This is a genomic window from Chitinophaga sp. W2I13 (assembly GCF_050434005.1).
In the GTDB taxonomy this organism is placed as follows: domain Bacteria; phylum Bacteroidota; class Bacteroidia; order Chitinophagales; family Chitinophagaceae; genus Chitinophaga.
The window spans coordinates 4581220-4603481 of the sequence record NZ_JBNPWD010000001.1 but is presented as its reverse complement, the minus strand read 5'-3'; the positions used below and the strand labels follow the sequence as shown (position 1 = coordinate 4603481).

Here is a 22262-nt window from a genome sequence, read left to right as displayed (position 1 = left end):
TTAAAATAATAATGGTTGATGTTGTTATTACCCCTTGCTACTATAGACGTAAATACATCCCGGGGGTAATGCATACTTTTTTAAAAAAAAGCAGAAAATAATGGCGTCAGGTATAAAAGGGCTACCAGTGCTATTTCCGGGAAGTTTTCCTCCAGGTATTTGCGGATAATGGCCAGTGCCCGTACCAGGTGACTTTTAGAGGTAATGGGTGAAATATTCATGCGTTGTGCGATTTCCGTATGGGTTAAACCCTGAAAACGGCTTAGCATAAAAGCGGTTTTTAGTTGAGGGGAAAGTTGGTCTACGGCCTGTAAAATGGCTCCTTCCAGCTGTTTCAGCGCCAGTTGTTCTTCTACAGAAGGTGTTGTATCGGTAAAAAAACTGGTCAGGTATTCTTCCTGCTCCGGAGCCGCTACTTTTTTTCGCAGGTAATCCATCGCCATGTTGCGGGTGATGGTATTGAGCCAGGGTCTGAATTGCTGTACAGTGAACAGTTGTGACCTTTTTACCCATATTCTTACAAAAACTTCCTGGGTAAGATCCTGTGCGATCTCCGGTGATTTCATCAGGCGCAGGGCGAGTCCATACACATGCCTGGCATAATGTTCATAAAGTATACTGAATGCCTCCTGATCGGCGTCGGCTACCTTCCGGAGCAATTCCTTCTCATCTTCTAACTGGTGCATTCCATAAAAATCTAGGCGCGGAGAGATCGGTATTTTGATTGATGTCGTAAAAATAGAAAAAAAGCTGTCATTCGTGCTTCTTTTTATTTACAGATATCTTTTCTCAGCACTTCTCCGTCCTTCATGCCGCGTGTATTAAACTCAATAGTTTCCACGGTTCTGCCACGGGGTAATAGAGGCGGATTTCATAGTCGGTATCTTTTTCCAGTGTCAGATTAATTTCCCGGCCGGCTTCGCCGATATTCCCGTCATTGCGGGTTTACTCCAGATTTTCACGCCGGTGCGGCAAGAGTACATCCCATAATGTGACAACATAGGAATTCCACCTACAAGACAGGGGGATAACGTTACAACAGGTACAGCACCATCGCCGTAATTGCGCCAAACAACGTATTGCTGAAGTTCACCGCATCATTACCAATAATATGTTTTCGCTCCAGGGTGGCGCCCAGCAGGGAGTCTGCCAGGTTACCGGCGATACCCGCGATGGCTACAAACCATACGGTTTCGTCCATACCAAAGCTGATACCGTACAGCAAAGCGAGGATAGCTGCGCCTGCGGCGCCCAGCAGGGTACCTTCCAGGCTGATTACGCCATCCAGTCCCCGGGTATCTTTTTTAAAGGTGAGGATATTATAAAAGTTGCGGCCGTATACCATTCCCAGTTCGGACGACAGTGTATCGGCAGTGGCAGCAGCCAGGCTGGCGGCCAGCATCATCTGGTACATATCGTCGATGTCGGGATGCATGAGTGCCAGCAATGCCATGAAAGCAGCTACTCCGCCATTGGCAAATACCTGGCCGGCCGTGCGTTGCCCCGGGTGATTTTCTCCGGGAAAAATTTTCAGATCCTTTTTATGTGAGGTGGCGATTACGCCCATGATAAAAAATGCACCGAGCAATAACAGTCCGCCGTAGCCGGCGCCTGCTGCTACCAGCAGCGCTACTGCCGCTGCCATTACGCCACCGCCCGGGGTAAGCTTACGTTTTATTACACATAGCACCGCAATGGCGATGACCGCCACCGGTACAATAATCAGTTCGGGAAAAGAAGATAGTTGCATAACAAGCCGCAAAACTATACAAATATCCCGTTCCTGGTCTTTTAAATGTAATGGGCGGTCTTTTCTTTAATAAAGGAATGGTGTGCGCTCCAGCTATCCCATACTGCCTGTGCCCATTTTTTCATGGCGGCGTATAGTTCCTCCTCGGTGGTTGCTTTGAGTACATCCTTAACGGTGAGGGCGCCGGTGGTAGCGGGAGGTTCCAGCTTCTCCCATGATTGCTGCGGGATAATGCTGTGCACATGTTGTACCTGCCGCCCGGTGTAATTTTTTTCCAGCGCCAGATACAGCCCTATCAACGCGTAGGCGGTGATGATGTTCCGGCTCACGCCACCGGCATGTTGGGCGCCGTAGGCATCTACAGACAACTGATGATGAAAATCCGGGTGCTGAAAAGCAAAGGTGCGGTCGGCGAGCTGATTGAAGAGATCCAGGCATTCACCGGATGCATTATATCTTTCTGAAGGGGCAAATTGCTGGTACGCAAGATGTAGTTTACAGCCCGGGCAAATGATATTGTTTTCTGTCATGTGCTGCTGAAATTAAATGCTGGTGTAAATACTAAATTTAAGGATTTTACACCAGCATTCGGGCTATTCTTCCAGCAATAAATTGCGTTGTTATTTCGCGTACCAGTCGCGCAACCTTACTTCAATCCCTTTATTACCTGCATCTACCAGGCTTTTGAACTTATTCACATCCGCCAGTCCGCCTTTACCACGGTAGTGATAAGGGTACACTATTTTTGGCGCAAAGGCCAGCACTGCATCTGCGGCTTCGGTTACATCCATCGTATATGGCAGGTTCATGCAAACGAAAGCCACATCAATATTTTTCAGCGCCCTCATTTCCGGAATACCCTGGGTGTCGCCGGAGATATAAACCGACTTGCCTCCTACCTTCAACACATAACCGTTGCCCCTGCCTTTGGTGTGCATAGCGGTAGCGCTTTCGGGCAGGTTGTACATGGGGATGGCATGGATGGAAATTCCGGCTACTGTTTTGGACTCCCCGTTTTTCAGGGTCACGATCTGCGCGGCTGGTATCCCTTCCAGTTTAGCTGTTACTACTTCCGGGGCAACAATGATAGTATGCGCCGTTTTAACCGCGTTGATGGTAGCGGGGTCAAAATGGTCACCATGAATATCCGTTACCAAAATGATATCCGGCGCTGCCAATCCTTTATGCGGTTCGGCACCACCAGCAGGGTCCACATAAATGGTTTTGCCTGCCACCGACAATAGAAGGTCGGCATGGTTAATGGGCTGGATAGTAAGATTTCCCTTGGAGGTAGAAATCTCATCTGGTGCAACCCGTTGTGCAATGGCACTGCGGGTGGCAAAAAGCAGGAAAAGTGCGAGGAAACAGTTTCTCATAATTGCTGATTAATGTGATCGTAAAGTTAACAATTCCCGCGCTGCTTCTCCCTAAAAATACTACTTTCGTGCTCGCTCCAAAGTATTTAAACAGATGGGATTCAGGCTTACATTTCTTTTACTGGTTATTTTTTCTCCCCGTATACAGGCGCAATCGGACAGCAGCCTGCCCGTGGTGGCTGACAGCATCCGCCCGGTGATCAACGCCAGCGATACCTTAATACGGTACCGCATAAACGGCGCCTACCTGGGCAGTATCTGGCAGGACCTGAAATATACGGTAGCGCGGCCCGCCCATTGGGAGAAAAAGGATTACATCCGGCTGGGCGTAATTACCGGTGTGACCGGCATCCTGCTGGGAGGGGATTACGGCGTAAAACAATTCTTTGTACGTCACCAGTCGAATTTTGTTACCAGCGTAACCGACCAGATAGAACCCTTTGGCAATGCCTATTCCCCGTACATTGTAGCCGGTATGTATGTAGTGGGAGTGATTGCAAAGGACCGCAACCTGGAACACGGCGGATTGATGGCTGCCAAATCGCTGATCATTTCCACCGCCATTTACGCCACCCTTAAAAGTATTGTGAGACGCGGACGCCCTACCTATTACGATTCCCCGTTCAGCTTTAATGCTCCCTTCAGCAAAGATAAACAGCATACCTCTTTCCCGTCGGGGCATAGTCTCACCGTTATGACAGTAGCCACCGCGATTGCGGAACTCTACGGAAAAGATCATCCGTGGGTGCCATGGGTATCCTATGGCATTGCCGGCCTTACCGGCGCCACCCGCCTGTATGAAAACCGGCATTGGAGCAGCGATGTATGGGTGGGGCTGGCCCTGGGCCATTTTGTAACCAAAAGCGTTTTCCGGCATCACCGGGAACTGGAGCACAAGAAGGCCATGCGGCTGATGATGGCGCCGTGAATGCAGCGGATTTTGTCTTGGCTCAGGATTACGCTGATTTTGCTGATTAGTTTGATTTTTACTTTTGGATTTTATAAAGGATTACGGGAGATAGAAGCGGATATATTTGCTTTTATCTCCCTTAATTATTATTAAGAAAATCAAAAAATCTAAAAAAATCCAAAAGTAAAAATCAAACTAATCAGCAAAATCAGCGTAATCCTGAGCCAAGACAAAATCCGCATTTGGCAAATACCCCCGCCTGCTTTATCTTCCCGTAAATTTTGAATTTGCATGAAAAAGATGGTAGCAGTTCTTTTATCTGTATTTGCTTACAGCGTTTGTTTTGCCCAGGAAGATGAAACATGGGTGGAGCCCAGCAAAGAAAGCCAGGCTTATCACGAGTACCGCCTGAAAATAAGCCGGCCGCCGGATGGATTGGAGAAAGTGCTGGCGCTGATTGCGAAAGCCGGTCATGATGAAGACGAGAACACCCCGTTGCCCCAGAAGGAATACATGGCCTTATCCATGCGCGAAAAGCTTACTTATCACCTCATTCATGCAGAATCGTATAGCCAGAACTGTGATGCCATGCCGCCGGTGCCGGACGAACATAAAAAGATCTTTGCGCAGTTGCCGGATGCATTCGGTGAATACAGCTGGAGCCAGCGGCAGTCGAATTTCATGACCGCTAACCGCGACTCCGCTATCGCGTTAATGAGCGCTTCCATCCAGCGCAGTAACCGCATCGGCGTTAACTATAAAAAAGCCATCATCGATATTAATGGCCGGGAAATGATCCCTTTGCTGATCAGCACTTATAACCGCGATCATAAAGATCATGATATACTCACCCTGCTGATGATATTGATGAAGAATAATGAATACGCACCTTTTTTATCTTCTGCTTCCTACAAAAAGCTGTATGCCGATGAAGGAACCAGTTACCAGGCTTACCTGAATTTCAATAGTGCCAATGAAGCATTGATCATTGAACGGGCTACTGCATTTTACAATGGGCTTCCTAAAAAAGGTTAGTACCGCGTTGCTGTTGCTGAGTGGCTATGCCGGCTCTGCACAAACGCCCGGTGGGTACGTATTGGTACCCGCCGGCAGCTACCATATAGGTGGGCATCTACATACACTTAACCCCGAAAGACAAGTAAGCGTCGATAGTTTTAACATTGCAATATATGAAACTACTAACCGGCAGTTTGCTGCATTTGTAGCAGCCACCGGTTATATAACTGATGCAGAACAACGGCACGATGCGCTGGTATTTGCACCAGGGTTACGCGAGTTTGAATGGAGCAACGATTCCACTGCCTGCTGGCGTTTCCCCAACGGCGTGCGTGCCGGCGGTATTGAAAACAAAATGGAGCACCCGGTTACCTGTATCAGTTATAAGGATGCGCAGGCATACTGCAACTGGGCAGGTGTACGGCTTCCTACGCTGGAAGAATGGGAAATTGCTTCCCGTGCAGGCGCCCGCACCACTTATTTTTTTGGAGATAAGAAAACGCTCATTGGCCGCTATGCCAATATCTGGCACGGAAAGGATCACCTGCAGGCTGATAGTTCAGACGGATTCATGTATAGTGCCCCTGTTGGCAGCTTTCAACCCAATGCCTGGGGCCTATATGATATGTATGGCAACGTTTTTGAATTCTGTTCCGGCCACATAAAGCCCGGCGAAAGCCCTACCCTGGCACATGCCCGCGGTGGATCGTGGTGGTGCAGCCAGCGATCCTGCTCCTTCTTTAACTCGGTAGATATTGGCCGCGTTCACCAGCGTGCTTCCTTCAGCAACCAGGGTTTCCGGACCGTAAAATAACTATGGCTTTACTGTTACCGGCAGATCTGTTTTGATGGCTTTGGCCGTCATGCTTTGCAGCAACACAAGTGGCTTAAAAGGCACTTGCCATTCATTTCCAGTTACCTTTACGCCCTCGCAACCAGTAAGCCGGAAAGCTGGCCGTTCTGCGCCCTGTGGCAAATAGTCCTTCGTCCAGGAAATACGGTTACGCATAAACGATAAGTTGCCCGTGCTGCGGGCTGTTAACACCGGGTAGTCGTAGATACGAAATTCATTATCGGTTATCCGGATGTTATGATGCACCATAAAACCTTTCAGCAGCTGATGATTTTCCGGTGCTATTGCAATCACATAATTGTTATCAGGCGCCAGGTTATACCCGCAACCTTCAAAGGTGTTACCGCTGATCAGCACATCCTGTACCGGCCCGGATTCAAACCAGCTGGCGGCATCATCGGCAATGAGGATGGCATGCATACCTGTTCTGTAGAACCGGTTATGTTCTATCACCACTTTCTTACGGGTGGTTACCAGCAGCCCTCTTGTATTCACAGCTTCAAACACGCAGTTACGTACGGTGAGCGACGGTACCCACGTGATATTTTCGAGGCAGTCGCCGGCAATGATCCCTTCGGGTACATCGCCGCTGAGCGTTACTTCCATCTCCCTTTCACTGATCATGCGGGCGGCGGTGATGCGGCCGTTTGCATACCCCTGTAACGTAGCCGCATGTACGAAAGTGATACTGTCCCCGGCAAAGAAAGCCTGAAACCCATACGTTTGATGATGCATGAACCGCAATTTCACTACCCGTGGCGCCACTTTTTCCGTGATCACCAGGTGCGTGCCGTGTATATTCACCGGATCGTCGTGCAGGCCTTTAAAATGCGAATCCGTAATAGTGATGTTTCCTTTGCAGCCGGAGAAATGCATGCCATCTGCAAAAGTGGCCATTACACGGCCGCTTTTTTCATCCGGCATGATCTGTATATGGCTGTAGTGAAGCTCTTCAGAGAACTGCGATACAATGCCGAGGCCGTGCATGTAACGCATGTTGATATGATCCAGCTGCACATTGCGGCAATGCCGGATAAAGGCGCCTGCCTGGTCGCGGATGCCATCCCTCACGGTAAACACGTTTCCCGGCTCACCTTTGAAGCCGGAAAAATCGCCGGTAAACTGTACCGTGTTAGGCGCAATGGTGACGGCCCTGCTTTTCAGGAACGGCGTCCAGGAGGAATAAGTGTATATACCCTTGGCGGTATCCGCCAGCACTGCATGGAATATGTTCATGCCCCACCTGGGACCATGCCATTCGAGGCGTCCATCAATGATGGTGTATTTGGAATCGGGATGTATGGCGGCGACCACCATTTCCGGCGTCACCGTTTTCAGCGTCATTTCCGACATGGAAGGCCGTTCCGTATCTATGACCACATGACGCATGGTAATGTTCTCGCACCGGTCAAAAACCCAGGTAGTCATCTTTCCATGAAAAACAAATTCCGCTCCATTACCTTCGATAACAAGGTCTTTAAAGTTTTCAAAAAACAATCCGATGGTTTTTGTTTTGTCCGGCACTTCTGTTTCACTGGAGGTGTTGGAAATAAAATATACTTTCTTCACGGCGCTATCCGGGTAAAAGTCATAACGGCCGGGAGCAAATTCCAATACCGCGCCGGGCTTATCCTTACAGGCGGCAATGGCCTGCTGTACCCTGGTAGTGGCATCTGTGAAGGTATTAGGTTTAAGTCCGAAACTATTTACGTGTACGCGTTCCTGTGCGGCAACAGTGAAAGAAAAAACGATGCCGGTGCCGGTAAGTATCTTCCTGAAAATATTCATTTGTTGATGATGCTTAAAAATTCTTTACGTGGAAAAATGATAAACTCAGAACAGGAACCAGATCATAGCCACTGCGGCGGCAGTCATCAGCAATAGTGTAAGCCCTCCGAGGATATTGGACAACTTTGAATTGGTATACTCTTTCATGATCTTCTTATTGTTACCGATATGTATGATCATCACAATCATTACCGGCGCAGTAAGGCCATAGGCAATGGCCGTGTACAGCAGCGCTTTAATAGGACTCACGCCGAGGAAGTCGAGCGATAAGCCTACGATCAGCGAAATGATGATAGAGATATAAAACGGCTTGGCCTGGGAGAATTTCTTATCCAGTCCTGCCTCCCAACCCGAGCGTTTCCGCAAGCATATACGACTGTGAACCTGCCAGTACGGGGATGGCCAGCAACCCGGTTCCCAATACGCCCGTAGCAAAAATCAGGTAGGTCAGTTTTCCTGCCAGCGGCTCCAGCGCTTTAGCTGCCTGGTCTACGGTATCTATCTGTTTCACGCCGGCGGGAAACAGCACGCTGCCCGCCGTGAGGATAATAAAGAACATCACAATATTTGAAAACAACATGCCCGTGTTTACATCTGTTTTCATTTCACTCAACACTCTTTTGTCCACCACAATTCCTTTGCCGTTATGTGCCTGGTCTTCCGCCTCCATCGTGGTTTGCCAGAAAAAAAGGTAAGGTGAAATAGTGGTACCCAGTATGGCGACAATGATAGAGAAGAAATCTTTATTGTATTGAATGGTGGGAATAAAAGTATGCCTTGCGATATCGCCCCAGTTTTGCTTTATCATAAAGGGCACTAAAATATACAGCAGCAACGACATGCAGAGCCACTTCAGGATCATGGCAATTTTTTCATAAGAGAAGCGGATGATTACGAACATCATTATCGCGGTGACGCCCACACAAAAAACGGATACCGGTACTGCGGGGAAGATCATATGGCACACCGCTCCCATGCCCTGGATATCTGCACCTATATTCAGTGTGATGGCCGGAAAACTAAATAATAACATGAGGTAAAGCACCGGCCTGGGGTAGTTCTTCTTTAAAGTAACCGTCAGGCCCTGGCTGGTGACCAGCCCAATGCGGGCACACATACCCTGGACAGCCGCCATCAGCGGGAAAGTGAGCAGGGAGGTCCATAAAGTTGCCAACCCGAACTGCGCACCTGCCTGCGAATACGTGGCAATACCGGATGGATCATCATCGCTGGCGCCGGTAATTAATCCCGGGCCCAGTTTTTTAAAAAAAGTGGCGAGTTTATTGGGAGAGCGTTGCTTATCCATGAACCTGTTCATTAATGGGTATATGGTAAGTTAGTGGAAATCCGGGATATATCGGGTTACCTTTGCAACCCTTCATCCGGATAAGGTATGTGATAGTATTCTTTGACCGCAGGGCGCTGCGTTTCGGGCACCAGAAGATCAACCTGCATGAAAAAGGCAGGGAAATAGATCCCAAAGCGCTTGCACCCACTATGGGATCGGCGGATCTGTGCTTTATTGCAGATACGCCGGTGGAAGAAATCCTGGTGGAATTAATGACGCTGAAAATAAACATCCTGGAAGGCGGAATTGTAGAAAGGACCGGCACTACAGGCAAGATCCGATCTATCTATTTCAGGGACCCCGACGGCAACCTGCTGGAGGTAAGTAATTATATTTCAAAATAAACATCCCGGAGAATATTGTTTTTATGCAAAAAACAGTATATTTTTATGCCGCTAATGAGAATCATCCTGTTTTGTTTTCAGCCTTGACCCGCTGTAACCTGACATGGACCCTATAACCAAAATTTGAACATGCTGTACTGATTGTTTTTTGTTATTACTATTTGCTTATTGAGGACGTATTTTAATTCCAACTGGTTCTGGAAGCATAGGTATCATTGGTTGTAGTGTTGCCAACTACAAGCGGATGCTGCATTTAGCCTTTTATATAGCAAATTTGTGCGCCGGATTTAGTCCGTCCGGGGAAGCATGATCTGTAAACAACAAAATTAGCACAATGCTATAAGCCTTACCAGGCTTTAGATTCCTATAGAAAATAATAGTTGATCCATCAGAATAAATTGACTTCATCTTTAAACCAAAATCTGTATAACTATGAACAAGGCAGGCGACTGCGATTGGCAATAACCCGATGAATTGAACCAAAATCTGACACAAGGCCGCCCGCCCGCAACATTTTCTTATATATCTAAACCAAATTGAAACCGTATGAAAAAAGGTTTACTACTATGGCTTTTACTAGCCATCGGTGTGGTGCATTCCTATGCCCAGACCCGAACGATTACTGGTAAGGTAACAGATGCCCAGGACGGACAAGACCTGCCCGGCGTATCTGTAATCATCAAGGGTACCAAAACAGGCGTTGTATCAGGCCCCGACGGTAAATTTACCATCCAGGCAGATGCCAATACCATCTTACTGTTTTCTTTTGTTGGCTATGAAACGAAAGAAGAAAAACCCGGCAATCGCCAAAACATTAATGTTGCCTTATCCGGCAGCAATAAAGTACTGAATGAAATACTTGTAACCGGTTATGGAGAGCTGAAAAGAAAAGATGTGACTTCTTCTGTGAGTCATGTATCAGCCGGACTTGTCAATAACCGCCCTGCCACCAGCTTTGACCAGGCGTTAACTGGCCGCGCTGCCGGTGTGAACATCAGTACCAACTCCGGTGTACTGGGCGACAACGTAAACATCCGCATCAGGGGCATTAACTCCATTACCAACAGCTCGCAGCCACTGGTAATAGTGGATGGTATCCCGGTAAACTCCCTCACTAACCTGAACGTTTTCAACAGTGGTAACGGTACCCGTTACAACCCGCTTGCAGACATCAACCCCAACGACATTGAATCGGTGGATGTGCTGAAAGATGCCGCTGCCAGTGCATTGTACGGTTCCCGCGCTGCTGCCGGTGTAATTATCATTACCACTAAAAGAGGTAAAAACGGCACTATCAATGTAAACTACAACGGATACGTGGGTATGAGCAAAGCCGTGAGATTACCAAAACTGCTGAACGGCGATGACTTCACTATTATCCAGAATGAAAAAGCAAAGAACGCTACTAAAACAGGCGGCGTTACTCCCATCCTGGCAAAAGACGTTGACATAAACGGCGATGGCAAACCAGACAGAACGGACTGGCTGGATGAAGTGTTCCGCACCGGCGTTATCCAGAATCACCAGTTATCACTCGCCGGCGGCACGGAGAAAGCGAAATTTTATGCATCCGGTGAATATGCCGATCAGCAGGGTATGGTGCTTGTTAACCGTTTACGCAGAGGTAGCATCCGTATGAACCTGGATGTAACCCCTAAAAAATGGTTGAAATCAGGTATCTCTTTATACAGCTCCAAGTCTTTGAATAACGGCGTATTGTCCGACGGATACCTCGCAGGTTCCACCTTCTCTGCATACAACGCGATGCCGAACGTACCGGTGTATGACAAAAACGGCAACCTGTATATCAAATCCAGCAACGGAGATCTGGCAGATGGTAATAACATTACGACCAATAAACTGAACCGTTTCTTCCACCCGCTGTCCAACTTACAGTTTGGAAGGAATGATAATACCGCCACCCGCGTATTATCCAGCGCTTATATAGAAATTGAGCCTATCACCGGTTTGAAAATAACTTCCCGGTTTGGTGTTGACCTGGTGCAGAACTTTGAAGACCAGTACAGCGGACCGTTACAGGCAGGTTTGGGATTAGGCAACAATGGCCTGGTGCAGGAAAACCTCTTCCGCCAGAACCTGTGGAACTGGTCTAACTTCGCCACCTATACGAAATCCATCAACAACCTTCATTTCATCAGCGCTACAATAGGTCAGGAATCCCAACATACTGAACAGAAACAGTTATACACCGGACAGGGTAACCTGGCAGATTCTTATTTTAAAGAAATCTATGACGGTTTATTTGCCGGCTCTGAAAACAGCTATACCGGTGGTGGCCGCGTTGCCACCTCATTCGAGTCTTACTTCGGTAAGATAGGTTATAACTACGGATCAAAATACTACTTTGATGCAACCCTGAGAGCAGATGCTTATTCTGACTTCGGTTCCAATAACCGCCGTGGTTACTTCCCCGGCGTATCTGTGGGATGGAGAATTTCTGAAGAAGGCTTCTTTAAAGATAATATCTCCCTGATCAGCGACCTGAAACTCAGAGCCAGTTATGGTATGGTGGGTAACTCCAACATCCGTGCATACGCCTTCCGTTCCTTGTATGGCGGCGGACAGTATGGCGATATCAATGGATTTGGTGTTGCACAGATCGGTGATCCTAACCTGCAATGGGAAAAATCAAAGAAACTGGATATAGGCGTGGACGTTACCCTGCTGAAAAACAAGATCACTTTTGTGGCCGACTACTTCCACAGTAATATCGACCACCTGATCCTGGATGCGCCTATCCTGGCTACCGTGGGTACGCCCTGGGACCCTGTTACCGGTGCGGTGGGTTCTATCCTCACTACCAACATCGGCACCATGTGGAATAAGGGACTGGAACTGACATTAAATACCCAGAACATTACTACCAGGGACTTTAGCTGGAATTCCAGCATTAACTTCACCATTATTAAAAACAGGGTGACGGCCACTGCTGATGGATCTGATATCATCAAAGGAAACAACCGTGTCAGCGTTGGCAAAACCCTGGGCGTGTTCAAGCTGATCGAATGGGGCGGCGTAAACCCGGATAATGGTAATCCAATGTACTACAACGCCAAAGGCGAACTGGTGATGTACAACTTAGACCCTAACGTACCTACTGCCAGGAAATGGACTTCTCCGGACGGTACCAAGCCAATGAGCGCTGTTACAGGCTCTGACGCTCAGTACCAGGATAAATCCGGTTACCCAACCTGGTATGGTGGTTTCAATAACACTTTCAACTATAAAGGCATTGACCTGAGTATCCTGCTTCAGTACAGTGGCGGTAACTATGTATACAATTCCACCAGGGCTGCCCTGATGAGCAACTATTTCCAGAACAACCTGCAGGAAATCAAAAACAGATGGACTCCCGAAAATAAAAACACGGATGTTCCCAAGCTGGTACTCTCTGACGCGCCAACCAACCAGGCATCCACCCGCTGGATGGAAAAAGGCGATTTCCTGAGAGGTCGTGAAATCAGCCTCGGTTATACTTTCCCTGGCATCAAAGATAAAATCGGTTTGAACAGCCTGCGCGTTTACGCCCTCGTTCAAAATGCCTTTATCATTACCAAATATACAGGCGCTGATCCTGAAATCAATACCAACCGTGATAGCAATATCAACTACGGAACAGATAACAGGGGTATGCCTTTACCAAGAATATTCATGCTGGGCTTAAATGTTGGATTCTAATTGTTAGCGATTAAAAAAACTGAATTATGGAATTAAAATATAAACCGAACTCCCGGAAAAAAACAAGCATAGGTTTGGCCATTGGCGCAGTAGCGATAGCATCTTCGATGCTGTTTTCCTGCTCCAAGGTAAATGACCAGATCCCCTTTTCCAAACTGACGCCGGAGGAAGCCTTCAGCACACCGGAAAGAATTGAAAAGTCCGCGATCGGTATGTACGATGCCCTGCAGAACGGAGAATTCCTGGGGGGCCGTGTACTGATCTACTCGGACGTGAGATCAGTGGATGTAAATATCTCCTCTTATTTTGGTAATGTACCTACTTTTAATATGCTTTCCAACAATGTGTATGCGTTCAACTGCTGGTCGGGCGGATACAGGACCATTTTTGAAAGCAATTATTTCTCGCAGAACCTGAAAGATCATGAAAGTGTAGTTGGCGCAGAGGTAGCAGCAGGCTATTACGCAGAGGCAAAATTTATCCGTGCCCTCACGTACTTCTTCCTGGTAAATACCTATGCACAAACCTATACTTACCAGGCTGATGCCGGACATATGGGCGTGCCGTTGATACTCACCGCTGCAAAGGATGGTGGCGAAGCCATTGATCCGAAGAATAAAGTTCCCCGCAACACGGTGAAGGAAGTTTATGACCAGATGATCAAAGATCTCACTGAAGCAGCAGCCGTACTTCCTGTTACCACCGGTGATGATTACAATGACCGCAGCCGTGCCACCAAAGGCGCCGCCCATGCACTGCTTTCCCGCATCTACCTGTATGAAGGCAACTGGGCCAAAGCCCGTGACTATGCAGACAGCGTACTGCTGTCGTCCTTTGGTTACGACCTCGACGCCACGCCAGCCGATGTATGGTCTTCCACAAACTACCAGACTTCCCTGGAACGCATTTTCTCTGTAGCCATGAGCTCCGGTGATAACCCGAATACCAATAACGCCATCGGCCAGCATTATGGCAGTTCAGGCAGGGGTGATATCACCATCAGCCAGACCTACCTGACGCTCCCCAATTTCGATCGTTTCACCGATCTGCGGGCGAAACCACTGTTTACTTATACCATCAGTGGTGGCGATACCACCGCATTTTATACCAAGAAATTTTTTGGCGCCAGCACCGTAGATGCCTGGGTGCCCGTTGTACGCCTGGCAGAAGTGATGCTCACCAAAACAGAAGCATTGGCCAGGCTAACTCCCGGCGTAGCTAATCCCGAAGCTATCACCCTGCTGAATGCCATCAGGACAAGGGCCAAGGCTAAGGTACTGGCCCCGTTAACACAGGCGGCACTGATCAACGATATCCTCACCGAACGCAGAATAGAACTGGCTTTCGAAGGACATGGCGAATTCGACTTCCTGAGAACACACCGTGCAATTCCTGCCCACGGCGGCGTAGATGCACAGGAGTGGAATGATGATGCAGTGGTATTCCCGCTGCCAAACGCGGAAGTAGAACGTAATCCAAACATGAAACAGAATCCTGGCTACTAAAGCCATAACACTTATTCATAACGAAGGGGCTGGCCAGTAATCTGGCCAGCCCCTTCGTTCTTCTTTCTAAAAAAATTATTGCAGGATAATTTTTCTTACCGCTTTTCCAAACCGCTCTACTACATAAATATTCCCTTCCTTATCTGTACAAATACCATTAATGCTGTTAAAGGTGGCCTGGTTCAACGTTCCGTCATCGTTTCCTGATACCGGGTTACTACCGCCTTTCCAGCCTGTGATCCGTGTTACCTGGTCGTTGGCGATTAACCGGATGGCATTATTATCTGCCACGTACATTTCGCCGGTTACCGCGTTGCGGGCCATGCCGGAGATAATGCTGAATTGTGCGCCGGTAAGCGATCCATCGCCGTAGCCATACTGGCCGCCGGCATACAGCGTTTTAACGCCACCTGTAATTTTTGAAACAAACGGGTTATCCGAATCGCCGCCAAAAAACAGGGTTCCACTATTATCTATTACCAGTGTACCCGGTGCGCTCTGATATACATTCGGCGCCAGCGGGCTGGCATTGCCGGCGCCATCAAGGCGGTATACACCTGCGTATTGTGCGCCTATGTACACTGTTCCGTTTTTATCAATACCCACACCAATAGGCGTAAATGCCACACGGGCAAACGTAGTTACACTGCCGGCCGGCGTAATTTTGCGGATGCATCTGTTATTCTGATCACATACATAGAGATTATCCTGCGCATCTATTACGCAAGCCACCGGGTAATTGAATGCCGCGGCTGTTCCGTTGCCATCCACATTCCCTGTGGAGCCATCTGTTTTTCCTGCAAAAATGCTCACCGCCCCGCTGGCCGTTACTTTCTTTATCACGTTCAGATCCAGCACGAATATATTCCCGCGGGAATCTACTGCTACGCCTTTCGGATCATCGAAAAGGGTTTGTGACGGGCCGCCTGCAACCGTGATCACTCCTGCCCTGCGGAATACCGGGCCTGTGGCATCCAGCGTGCCTACTTTTACTTTCAGCGCGCCGGTGCTAACGCCAACGGGAGCGACTACACGCAGCGTACTGTCGGTGGCTGCGGTTACCGGCACCACTACCCCATTGAAGGTAACGATGTTCTCTGCCGCGTTGGTACTGAAGCCAATCCCTTTTATGGTTACTTCCGTACCTGCGAGACCGTTATCCGGTAATAATTGTAAAATGCCCAGCGACTGTTCTTTAAACAGCGGTCCTTCCGATTGCTGCCCGTTCACGATGAGTTGTATTTTCCCGGTGCCTGCTCCGGCAGGTACCTTTACGCTTATGCTCCTATCAGTTGTGGCAGTAACAATAGCGGCATGCCCGTTAAAGGACACCGTTACTTCATCGGGTAACGTGCTGAAGTAATCGCCTGCAATATCCACAGCAGCACCTGCCGGTGCGCTCAGGGGCGTAACCGTTCTGATTACCGGTTTAGGAACTACGGTAAACACCTGGCCAATAGTTTTCTGCCCGTTGATGCTTACGACTACCGGTCCTGTAGCTACGCCTTCCGGCGCTGTCACCACCAGTTTGCCGGCAGCAGCGCTTATAACCGCCGCCGCTTTACCATTGAACGTAACGCTGTTGCCGGCGGCCAGGGTATTAAACCCTTCCCCGTTAATGGTTACCGCCGTGCCGCTACCACCCTTCAGCGGTTTAATGCTGCTGATGACCTGGAAAGAGAAATCAGGTCCGCTTACTTCTTTTCCATCTACCATTACCACTACCTTGCCGCTGCCTGCACCTTCCGGCACAGCCGCTACCAGTAACGTATCGGATGCACCGGTGATCAGTGCGTCCTTTCCATTGATGGCTACCTTTGCCGGCGCTTCCATGCTGCTGAAGCCCGCGCCGCGGATAGAAATATTCGTACCTGCGGGACCGTTAGCCGGACTGATACCATGCAGGCTCAGTGCCTGGTAAGTGTAGGTGCCAAGTTCCATTTTACGGTCGCCGGACTTTACAGCAAGTGAACCGGTGCTGCCATTGTCCGGCGCCAGCACTATCAGCACGGAATCGCGCGCATCCAGTACCCTGGCTTCCGTGCCGTTAAAGCTTACCTGTACATCTTTGGTGAGTCCCTGTCCCTGCAGGGTAACAATGGTACCCGCATTTCCACTATTTGGCCAGAACGTTTTTACATTCATGGCCACCGTGCTATTATCCCGGTCTTTTTTGCAGCCTGCCACCAGTAACAAAATTACCGGCAGCAGGTATAAAGCATATTTCATTGTTGGATGATTAACATTGATTAAAAAGAATATCTTAATCCCAGCTGCACCTGCGCCCTGGAGTTGAGGAAATCAACGGAGTAAGGCTTACCCGGATTTTCGAAAGTATACACCGGGTATCCGCCGGGGTTTTGCCCTGCCGGGAATACCGGTGTTAAGCCGGTGCTGGCAGTGGAGTTAAATGTATTGGGAGAGAAATATACCGTGCCCCAGTTGCTGTTGATCAGGTGCGTCAGATTCACTACATCCGCAGTAAAAGTGATGAACTGCTTTCCGCCAAAATGATACTCCTGTGCAAAGTGCAGATCTGCCTGCACATTCCACGGCGTGCGGCCGGCATTACGCTCTGTGAACTGCCCGCGACGGCCGCGCAGGTATTTATCGCCATCTATATAAGCGTTAAAAGCAGCTGCCTGCTGTTCGGCAGAAATGCCTTTCCCGCGGAAGTAATTAATAGCTTCATCTGCATAAGGAATATATAACAAGCTTACCTGTTGTGGTAATCCCTGGATGCTGTTGTTAACCACACCGTAGGTAAACGGACTGCCGGATTGCGCGGTGGCGAATATAGTAACGGTGGTTACCCAGTTGTTGCTCCAGGCTTTGTGGTAAGTAACGTTACCGACTATACGGTGACGCACGTCAAAGTTGGACCATGCCAGTCCGGGATTATTGGGACTGAGCGCCTGGTTCAGCTGCCAGTTGCTTTCCATAGAGTTACGGATACCGTTGGAGATATCTTTGGAACCGCCGTAGGTATATGCCAGCGACGCCTGGATACCTGAAGGGAAGCTACGGTTGACGCTACCGGTGAAGCTGTAGCGGTAACCCTTTTTTGTATTGCTCAACAGGTAGGCGTTAGAGAAATGCGGATCTGTAGTACCGCTGTAAATCGGTTGCTGCCGGTCTTTATCATAAGCATAATACTTTGGATCATCTTTGATATTCACCTGCTGAAATAATACGTCCTTCAGCGTTTTGGTGTACATCGCTTCCACGGTGTATTTAAATCCTGCCGGGCTCACATAATCCAGTCCCAGGCTGCTGCGCCATACCTGCGGCATCACGAAGTTATTATCAATTACATCCACCTGTGTTTTACCTGCATTCCGGTTGTTCATCTGTGCGCCGTTTTGCTCAATAAACTGCGCGATACCGTTAGGATTGGGTTGCAGCGGATCGCTGCCGGGCACAAATACTTTTGTATCTGCTTTCTGATCAAAGGAGCCGTAGTTGACGCCGTTGTTATAATAGGCATAGGCGATCCAGGCAAAAGGGATGCGGCCGGTGAACAGGCCGGTACCACCGCGGAGGATAAGGCTTTGATCGTTTTTCCAATCGTAGCGGAAGCCGAGGCGGGGCGACAACTGCACTTTGCCCAGGTAGCCATTATTGATGCGGTTCAGCGGCGTATAGGCGTAGGTGTTACCAAAAGAACCATCGGTATAGGCGTTCTGTGTTTTATCACTCAAGGCGGGTTTCTCTGGCAGCCAGGTATAATCGGCACGTATACCGGGGATCACCTTCAACTTGTCTGTTACCTGTATTTCATCCTGTGCGTATACGCTGTGCATGTTTATATTAAACTGCGCTTCCGGGTGCGCGAGGATGTATTCGCGGCTGTTATTGGTATAGTTGTAACTGCCACGAACACGGTAAGGATTGTTGTTAAGATAATCTTCAATACTCAGGTAATCCACTCTCCCATTCCAGCTATTCACAAAGCCATAATCGATATGATACAGTTCATTGTGGGTGCCGAGTAATATGGTATGTTTTCCTTTTCTGAAGGTAAGGTTATCAGAGATTTCGATGGTACGTTGTTTCATATCAAAGATGCTCGCCTCGCGGTCAGTACCGAGGTAGATGGTAGTACCGGGTGTGCGGCCGGTGATCTGCACCTGTGGCAGTGACGGATCTGAACCGGGGTTGCGCTTATCGTGTACTACGCTGAATCCTGCGATGAAACTGTTGGACCAGCGGTTATTGAACCGTGACTTCACTTCCATCACGGTGGAGCTCTGGTTATTCACCTGTTGATAGGCCATGCTGCTGAACCGGAAATCCTGTTGATCCCGGTCCATGTTCATGGCTTTAGACAGAATGGTATTATTGCGAAAGGAGAGCTGGTGTTTATCGTTGATGTTCCAATCGATGCGGTTAAAGAATTTCTGCGAGCGGGAGTATGCCGTGTAATTACCGGCAGTACCGGGATCAAATCCTTTACCATAACGGCTCAGCGTAGCGTTGCGGATATCGTCTGCATCTTTGACGCTGAGGATCTGCGCCGTTTCCGGTTGACCGGCCAGCAGCTGTGCAGGGTCCTGGCGGGAAGTTATTTCTTCGTTGGTAAAAAAGAACAGTTTATTTTTTATGATGGGGAATCCTATCCGGACGCCGGCCTGATAGTCGTGGAAGTCGCTGTTCATTTTGCCATTGGGACCTTTACCGGTGAGCGCAGCGTTGCGGCCAAAGCCATACACCGAGCCTGTTACCGTATTGGTACCGCTGCGTGTAACGGCGTTGATGCTGCCGCCGGTGAAGTTGCCGATCTTCACATCAAAGGGGGCGAGGTATACCTGCATGTCTTCTATGGCATCCAGCGACACGGCGTTGGTGCGGGTACTGGAGCCGGGCATGCCGGAGCTGCCGGTAATGCCTCCTGCAGAGGGGCTGAAGCCAATAGCATCGTTGTTGATAGCACCATCGATGGTTACGTTGTTATAGCGGAAATTGGTACCTGCAAAGGAGTTATCACGGCTGCCCTGCGGAACCATCTTTGTCATATCCTGAAGGCTGCGCGAAATGGTAGGCATGTTTGCCAGTTGTGTGCGGCTGATGTTTTGCCCTGCGCCGGTAGTATTGGCGGAAGCGGTTTTCTTTGTGCCTTTGATAGTTACAGCAGCAAGATCTTTACCGGCAACAGCCATTACCACATTGAGTTGTACGGGTTCGCCGAGGCGGACGTTGAGCTGTTCTCTTTTCTGCGGTTGCATTCCCATCATGGTGATGCTTACCGAGTAAGGACCGCCGATACGCAGGCCGGGTAAATAGTAGCGGCCATCGGCGGTGGTGATTGCGCCGTACTTTGTACCCGAAGGCTCGTGGATGGCCAGTACCGTAACGCCGATGAGCGGTTCGTTTTTATCGCTGGTGATCTTCCCGCTTAGTGTGCCGTTTGTTTCCTGTGCGTATGCCAAGGGGCTGGTAGCCAGCAGTACGGTGAACAAGTAAGCTATGTATAAAATTTTCTTCATCACTACTGATTTTCTTTTAGTACCTGGTCTATGATGTGGAGTACGCCGTTGCCGGCCATAACGTTGGCTTTCTTCACCTGTGCGGCCGCGGTATTACCGGGTCCGGTGATGCTGATACCCGTGTATTTCACACCGGATTTCAGCAGGCCGATCTTCACGTTGTTACCGTTAAGCATGGCCTGTTCTGTTTGATTGGAGTCACCGGTGGTGAGGATATAATCGTATATGAATTTCCTGCCGGAGAACAAATGGTATTGCAATAACTCCCGCAGCACGGCAGGATCTGTTGCGTTGATACTATCTGCAGAAGAAAAACCTGCGCTGCGGAAGGCTGTGTTGGAGGGTGCAAAAAACGTGTAGGTGTTACCGGTAGTGAGCAGCTGTTTCATTCCCGCCTGTTGAAGCGCTACGTTCAGGAAGGTGAGCGTGGTGTCTGAAGATATAGCGTCCGACAATGTTTTATGTACCAATGGCTGCAGCACATTATCCAGCACCTGTATTACGCCGTTGCTGGCGGGCAGGTTGTAAGCGAGTAATGGCGTGCCGTTGATGGTGAGCAGTGTATCTGTTCCTTTCACCCAGCGGGTAACGAACATCTTCGCGCCCGTGATAGCGGCAATTTCCTGGTTGAATTTAAACGGTAGTTTGTTCAGTTCCCAGACGCCGTTCACAACATGATAAGAGACCAGGTTACCGAGGATGGTACCATCTTCTACCAGCACTGACTGATCGGTGCTATAGCCTGCTTTTGAAAAGGCGTTGTTATCCGGTATCATCACTGTATATGGGCCGGGGCCGGCCAGTGTGGTGCGGTAACGGGTTCTGCTCAGGGCAGTGCTGAAAGCGGAGAAGTTGAATTTATTATCATCGATGACGTAGGTGAGGCGGTTGTTTTCGTCCGTACCGGCCACCTTATCATTGTCTTTTGTACAGGCCGACAGCAGCATTAACAGCACGCCGGTATACTTCAATATTTTCATGGGTACATTTGTTTAGTTAGGCCATTTGAAAAGATCATCTACTTCATGGATCACGCCGTTGAGCACACGGATATCCTTGTTTTTGAGACCGGTATATGGAGTGTTTGCAGCGTGTCTTTTTACGCCGGGTTGCCCGTTGTTGCTGATAAAATCAAGACTGATGTATACCGGCGGACTGCCATATAGCTGTCCTTTCAGGAGCATCAACCCGCTAAGCTGCTGTGCATTATCGGCGAGATCGTTGGAGAAGTATACCGGTCCTATTCTTGCATCGCCGTTGAGCTGCGAGGCGATGTATACTTCCACACCGTGTGCAAAAAGAATGGAGTCGATCGCTGTCACCGGCTGCTGGTAGTACATATTTTCATCATAGTCGCCGGGCGGCAATGGCCAGGAGCGCAGGCAATAATTCAGGATATCATCTGCATTATGAAATCCATTCTTTATAAATGCGTTGTTGTTGGGTGCGTACAAGGTGAATTGCGCAAGCGATTCTGACGATTGCAGCAGGGTCATGATACCCATATTCATCCATACCGAGTTGTAGAGGCTATCGCATATGAGCAGTGCATCGCGGTAGAGGCTGAAGCGGGGTTCTGTGCTGATGTACTCCCACATTGTTTGCTGTGGTTTGGTGATGCAATGTTCTACCGGGTAAATGAGGCCGTTGACAGCTTCCTGGTATTGGCCCCATCTAGCCTGGGCAATGCCGTTTACCAGGAGGCTGTCGCCATGTTTGCCGAGGAACAGGAAATCGATATAGTTTTTGCTGTACCAGTTGTCCCGGCCCGCCATTGAGCGCTCTGACAGGGTAGCGCCGGGCGTGTTGCCGGGTACTGCTGCAATGTTTTCCGGTGTGAGGCGGGCAGGCATCACATATATGGTGAGCAGTTCATCCAGTTCTTCTTTGGTGGCGGCTTTTATTTTTGCGGTGGTCCATCCGGCTTCATCAAAAGCTTTATCTGAGGGTACCAGCACCGTGTAGAAACCTGACCCGGATTGCTTTACTTTTTCATCCATGCCGGACAATTGCCATGCCTCACGGAAACGGGTATACGGAGAGCAGCCAGCAGTTGTTGCCAGGTTTTATCCGGGCCGGCTTCATGCGGCACCGGGTTGCCCACCGGCTCCGGTTCGATATCCTGTTTGCGGCAACCGGCCGCCACCAGCAACAGTAATAAGAGTACGTGTATCTGTAATTTCATC

General features: G+C 49.1%; 18 protein-coding genes. 6 read left to right on the top strand and 12 right to left on the bottom strand.

All coding sequences use genetic code 11. From position 1 onward, the window contains the following. Positions 1-80 precede the first annotated feature (80 nt). The 4 genes from QFZ48_RS19020 to QFZ48_RS19005 form a co-directional block, all read right to left on the bottom strand. Entirely contained in the window at positions 81-686 is a 606-nt protein-coding gene (locus QFZ48_RS19020) for an RNA polymerase sigma factor (protein WP_370908066.1), read from the bottom strand. 347 nt (positions 687-1033) lie between these two features. Continuing rightward, complete coding sequence (locus QFZ48_RS19015) at positions 1034-1750, bottom strand: DUF92 domain-containing protein (protein ID WP_429063258.1); 717 nt, start codon at positions 1748-1750, stop codon at positions 1034-1036. Positions 1751-1791: 41 nt separating this feature from the next. After that, positions 1792-2280, bottom strand: a complete 489-nt coding sequence (locus QFZ48_RS19010; protein ID WP_370908070.1) for a DUF5946 family protein — start codon at positions 2278-2280, stop codon at positions 1792-1794. A 90-nt stretch (positions 2281-2370) separates the two neighbouring features. After that, on the bottom strand, positions 2371-3126 hold the full coding sequence (locus QFZ48_RS19005) for an MBL fold metallo-hydrolase (protein ID WP_429050505.1): 756 nt from the start codon (positions 3124-3126) through the stop codon (positions 2371-2373). A 94-nt stretch (positions 3127-3220) separates the two neighbouring features. Between QFZ48_RS19005 and QFZ48_RS19000 the strand changes: the two genes are divergently transcribed. The 3 genes from QFZ48_RS19000 to QFZ48_RS18990 all read left to right on the top strand — a co-directional run bounded on the left by QFZ48_RS19000 (position 3221) and on the right by QFZ48_RS18990 (position 5867). Beyond that, positions 3221-4054: a phosphatase PAP2 family protein gene (locus tag QFZ48_RS19000; RefSeq protein WP_429063257.1), complete on the top strand. Its 834-nt coding sequence runs from the start codon at positions 3221-3223 to the stop codon at positions 4052-4054. Between the two features lie 273 nt (positions 4055-4327). Further along, positions 4328-5071, top strand: a complete 744-nt coding sequence (locus tag QFZ48_RS18995; protein WP_429063256.1) for a hypothetical protein — start codon at positions 4328-4330, stop codon at positions 5069-5071. Further along, positions 5049-5867 carry an SUMF1/EgtB/PvdO family nonheme iron enzyme gene (locus tag QFZ48_RS18990; protein WP_429050508.1) on the top strand — a complete coding sequence of 273 codons (819 nt, stop codon included), beginning with the start codon at positions 5049-5051 and terminating at the stop codon, positions 5865-5867. Before QFZ48_RS18995 ends, QFZ48_RS18990 begins: the two co-directional genes overlap by 23 nt. On the opposite strand, the gene QFZ48_RS18985 is transcribed toward QFZ48_RS18990, so the two are convergent. From QFZ48_RS18985 to QFZ48_RS18975, 3 genes are read right to left on the bottom strand one after another with little or no spacing between them, the layout of a single operon-like run. Next, positions 5868-7694, bottom strand: a complete 1827-nt coding sequence (locus QFZ48_RS18985; RefSeq protein ID WP_429063255.1) for an alpha-1,3-galactosidase-related protein — start codon at positions 7692-7694, stop codon at positions 5868-5870. A gap of 45 nt (positions 7695-7739) precedes the next feature. Further along, positions 7740-8060, bottom strand: a complete 321-nt coding sequence (locus QFZ48_RS18980; protein WP_429063254.1) for a divalent metal cation transporter — start codon at positions 8058-8060, stop codon at positions 7740-7742. Next, entirely contained in the window at positions 8023-9000 is a 978-nt protein-coding gene (locus QFZ48_RS18975) for an NRAMP family divalent metal transporter (RefSeq protein WP_429063253.1), read from the bottom strand. Before QFZ48_RS18975 ends, QFZ48_RS18980 begins: the two co-directional genes overlap by 38 nt. Positions 9001-9089: 89 nt before the next feature. Here QFZ48_RS18975 and QFZ48_RS18970 point away from each other — a divergent pair, with 89 nt between their 5' ends. The 3 genes from QFZ48_RS18970 (at position 9090) to QFZ48_RS18960 (ending at position 14590) form a co-directional block, all read left to right on the top strand. After that, complete coding sequence (locus QFZ48_RS18970; protein WP_429063252.1) at positions 9090-9386, top strand: hypothetical protein; 297 nt, start codon at positions 9090-9092, stop codon at positions 9384-9386. 546 nt (positions 9387-9932) lie between these two features. Beyond that, complete coding sequence (locus tag QFZ48_RS18965) at positions 9933-13085, top strand: SusC/RagA family TonB-linked outer membrane protein (protein ID WP_429063251.1); 3153 nt, start codon at positions 9933-9935, stop codon at positions 13083-13085. Positions 13086-13111: 26 nt separating this feature from the next. Next, positions 13112-14590, top strand: a complete 1479-nt coding sequence (locus QFZ48_RS18960; protein ID WP_429063250.1) for a RagB/SusD family nutrient uptake outer membrane protein — start codon at positions 13112-13114, stop codon at positions 14588-14590. A gap of 75 nt (positions 14591-14665) precedes the next feature. Here the strand turns inward: QFZ48_RS18960 and QFZ48_RS18955 are convergent, their stop codons facing one another. Genes QFZ48_RS18955 through QFZ48_RS18935 form a run of 5 tightly spaced genes read right to left on the bottom strand, consistent with a single transcriptional unit; the run spans position 14666 to position 22261 of the window. After that, entirely contained in the window at positions 14666-16819 is a 2154-nt protein-coding gene (locus QFZ48_RS18955) for an IPT/TIG domain-containing protein (RefSeq protein ID WP_429063249.1), read from the bottom strand. A 20-nt stretch (positions 16820-16839) separates the two neighbouring features. After that, positions 16840-20076: a TonB-dependent receptor gene (locus tag QFZ48_RS18950; RefSeq protein ID WP_429063248.1), complete on the bottom strand. Its 3237-nt coding sequence runs from the start codon at positions 20074-20076 to the stop codon at positions 16840-16842. Positions 20077-20078: 2 nt separating this feature from the next. Continuing rightward, the gene (locus tag QFZ48_RS18945; protein WP_429063247.1) at positions 20079-21056 is read right to left on the bottom strand and encodes a fasciclin domain-containing protein; all 978 of its coding nucleotides are present in this window, start codon (positions 21054-21056) and stop codon (positions 20079-20081) included. Between the two features lie 12 nt (positions 21057-21068). Beyond that, the gene (locus QFZ48_RS18940) at positions 21069-22076 is read right to left on the bottom strand and encodes a fasciclin domain-containing protein (protein WP_429063246.1); all 1008 of its coding nucleotides are present in this window, start codon (positions 22074-22076) and stop codon (positions 21069-21071) included. Next, positions 22061-22261, bottom strand: coding sequence for a hypothetical protein (locus tag QFZ48_RS18935; protein ID WP_429063245.1), 201 nt, complete (start codon positions 22259-22261; stop codon positions 22061-22063). Before QFZ48_RS18935 ends, QFZ48_RS18940 begins: the two co-directional genes overlap by 16 nt. Position 22262 lies beyond the last annotated feature (1 nt).

What these genes read in the sequence shown, in the direction of transcription:
- QFZ48_RS18935 (WP_429063245.1), bottom strand. Translation starts at nt 22,261, where the DNA reads ATGAAATTACAGATACACGTACTCTTATTACTGTTGCTGGTGGCGGCC.
- QFZ48_RS19005 (WP_429050505.1), bottom strand. Translation starts at nt 3,126, where the DNA reads ATGAGAAACTGTTTCCTCGCACTTTTCCTGCTTTTTGCCACCCGCAGT.
- QFZ48_RS18960 (WP_429063250.1), top strand. Translation starts at nt 13,112, where the DNA reads ATGGAATTAAAATATAAACCGAACTCCCGGAAAAAAACAAGCATAGGT.
- QFZ48_RS18985 (WP_429063255.1), bottom strand. Translation starts at nt 7,694, where the DNA reads ATGAATATTTTCAGGAAGATACTTACCGGCACCGGCATCGTTTTTTCT.
- QFZ48_RS18940 (WP_429063246.1), bottom strand. Translation starts at nt 22,076, where the DNA reads ATGGATGAAAAAGTAAAGCAATCCGGGTCAGGTTTCTACACGGTGCTG.
- QFZ48_RS18965 (WP_429063251.1), top strand. Translation starts at nt 9,933, where the DNA reads ATGAAAAAAGGTTTACTACTATGGCTTTTACTAGCCATCGGTGTGGTG.
- QFZ48_RS19010 (WP_370908070.1), bottom strand. Translation starts at nt 2,280, where the DNA reads ATGACAGAAAACAATATCATTTGCCCGGGCTGTAAACTACATCTTGCG.
- QFZ48_RS19000 (WP_429063257.1), top strand. Translation starts at nt 3,221, where the DNA reads ATGGGATTCAGGCTTACATTTCTTTTACTGGTTATTTTTTCTCCCCGT.
- QFZ48_RS18955 (WP_429063249.1), bottom strand. Translation starts at nt 16,819, where the DNA reads ATGAAATATGCTTTATACCTGCTGCCGGTAATTTTGTTACTGGTGGCA.
- QFZ48_RS18950 (WP_429063248.1), bottom strand. Translation starts at nt 20,076, where the DNA reads ATGAAGAAAATTTTATACATAGCTTACTTGTTCACCGTACTGCTGGCT.
- QFZ48_RS18995 (WP_429063256.1), top strand. Translation starts at nt 4,328, where the DNA reads ATGAAAAAGATGGTAGCAGTTCTTTTATCTGTATTTGCTTACAGCGTT.
- QFZ48_RS19020 (WP_370908066.1), bottom strand. Translation starts at nt 686, where the DNA reads ATGCACCAGTTAGAAGATGAGAAGGAATTGCTCCGGAAGGTAGCCGAC.
- QFZ48_RS19015 (WP_429063258.1), bottom strand. Translation starts at nt 1,750, where the DNA reads ATGCAACTATCTTCTTTTCCCGAACTGATTATTGTACCGGTGGCGGTC.
- QFZ48_RS18990 (WP_429050508.1), top strand. Translation starts at nt 5,049, where the DNA reads ATGGGCTTCCTAAAAAAGGTTAGTACCGCGTTGCTGTTGCTGAGTGGC.
- QFZ48_RS18975 (WP_429063253.1), bottom strand. Translation starts at nt 9,000, where the DNA reads ATGGATAAGCAACGCTCTCCCAATAAACTCGCCACTTTTTTTAAAAAA.
- QFZ48_RS18945 (WP_429063247.1), bottom strand. Translation starts at nt 21,056, where the DNA reads ATGAAAATATTGAAGTATACCGGCGTGCTGTTAATGCTGCTGTCGGCC.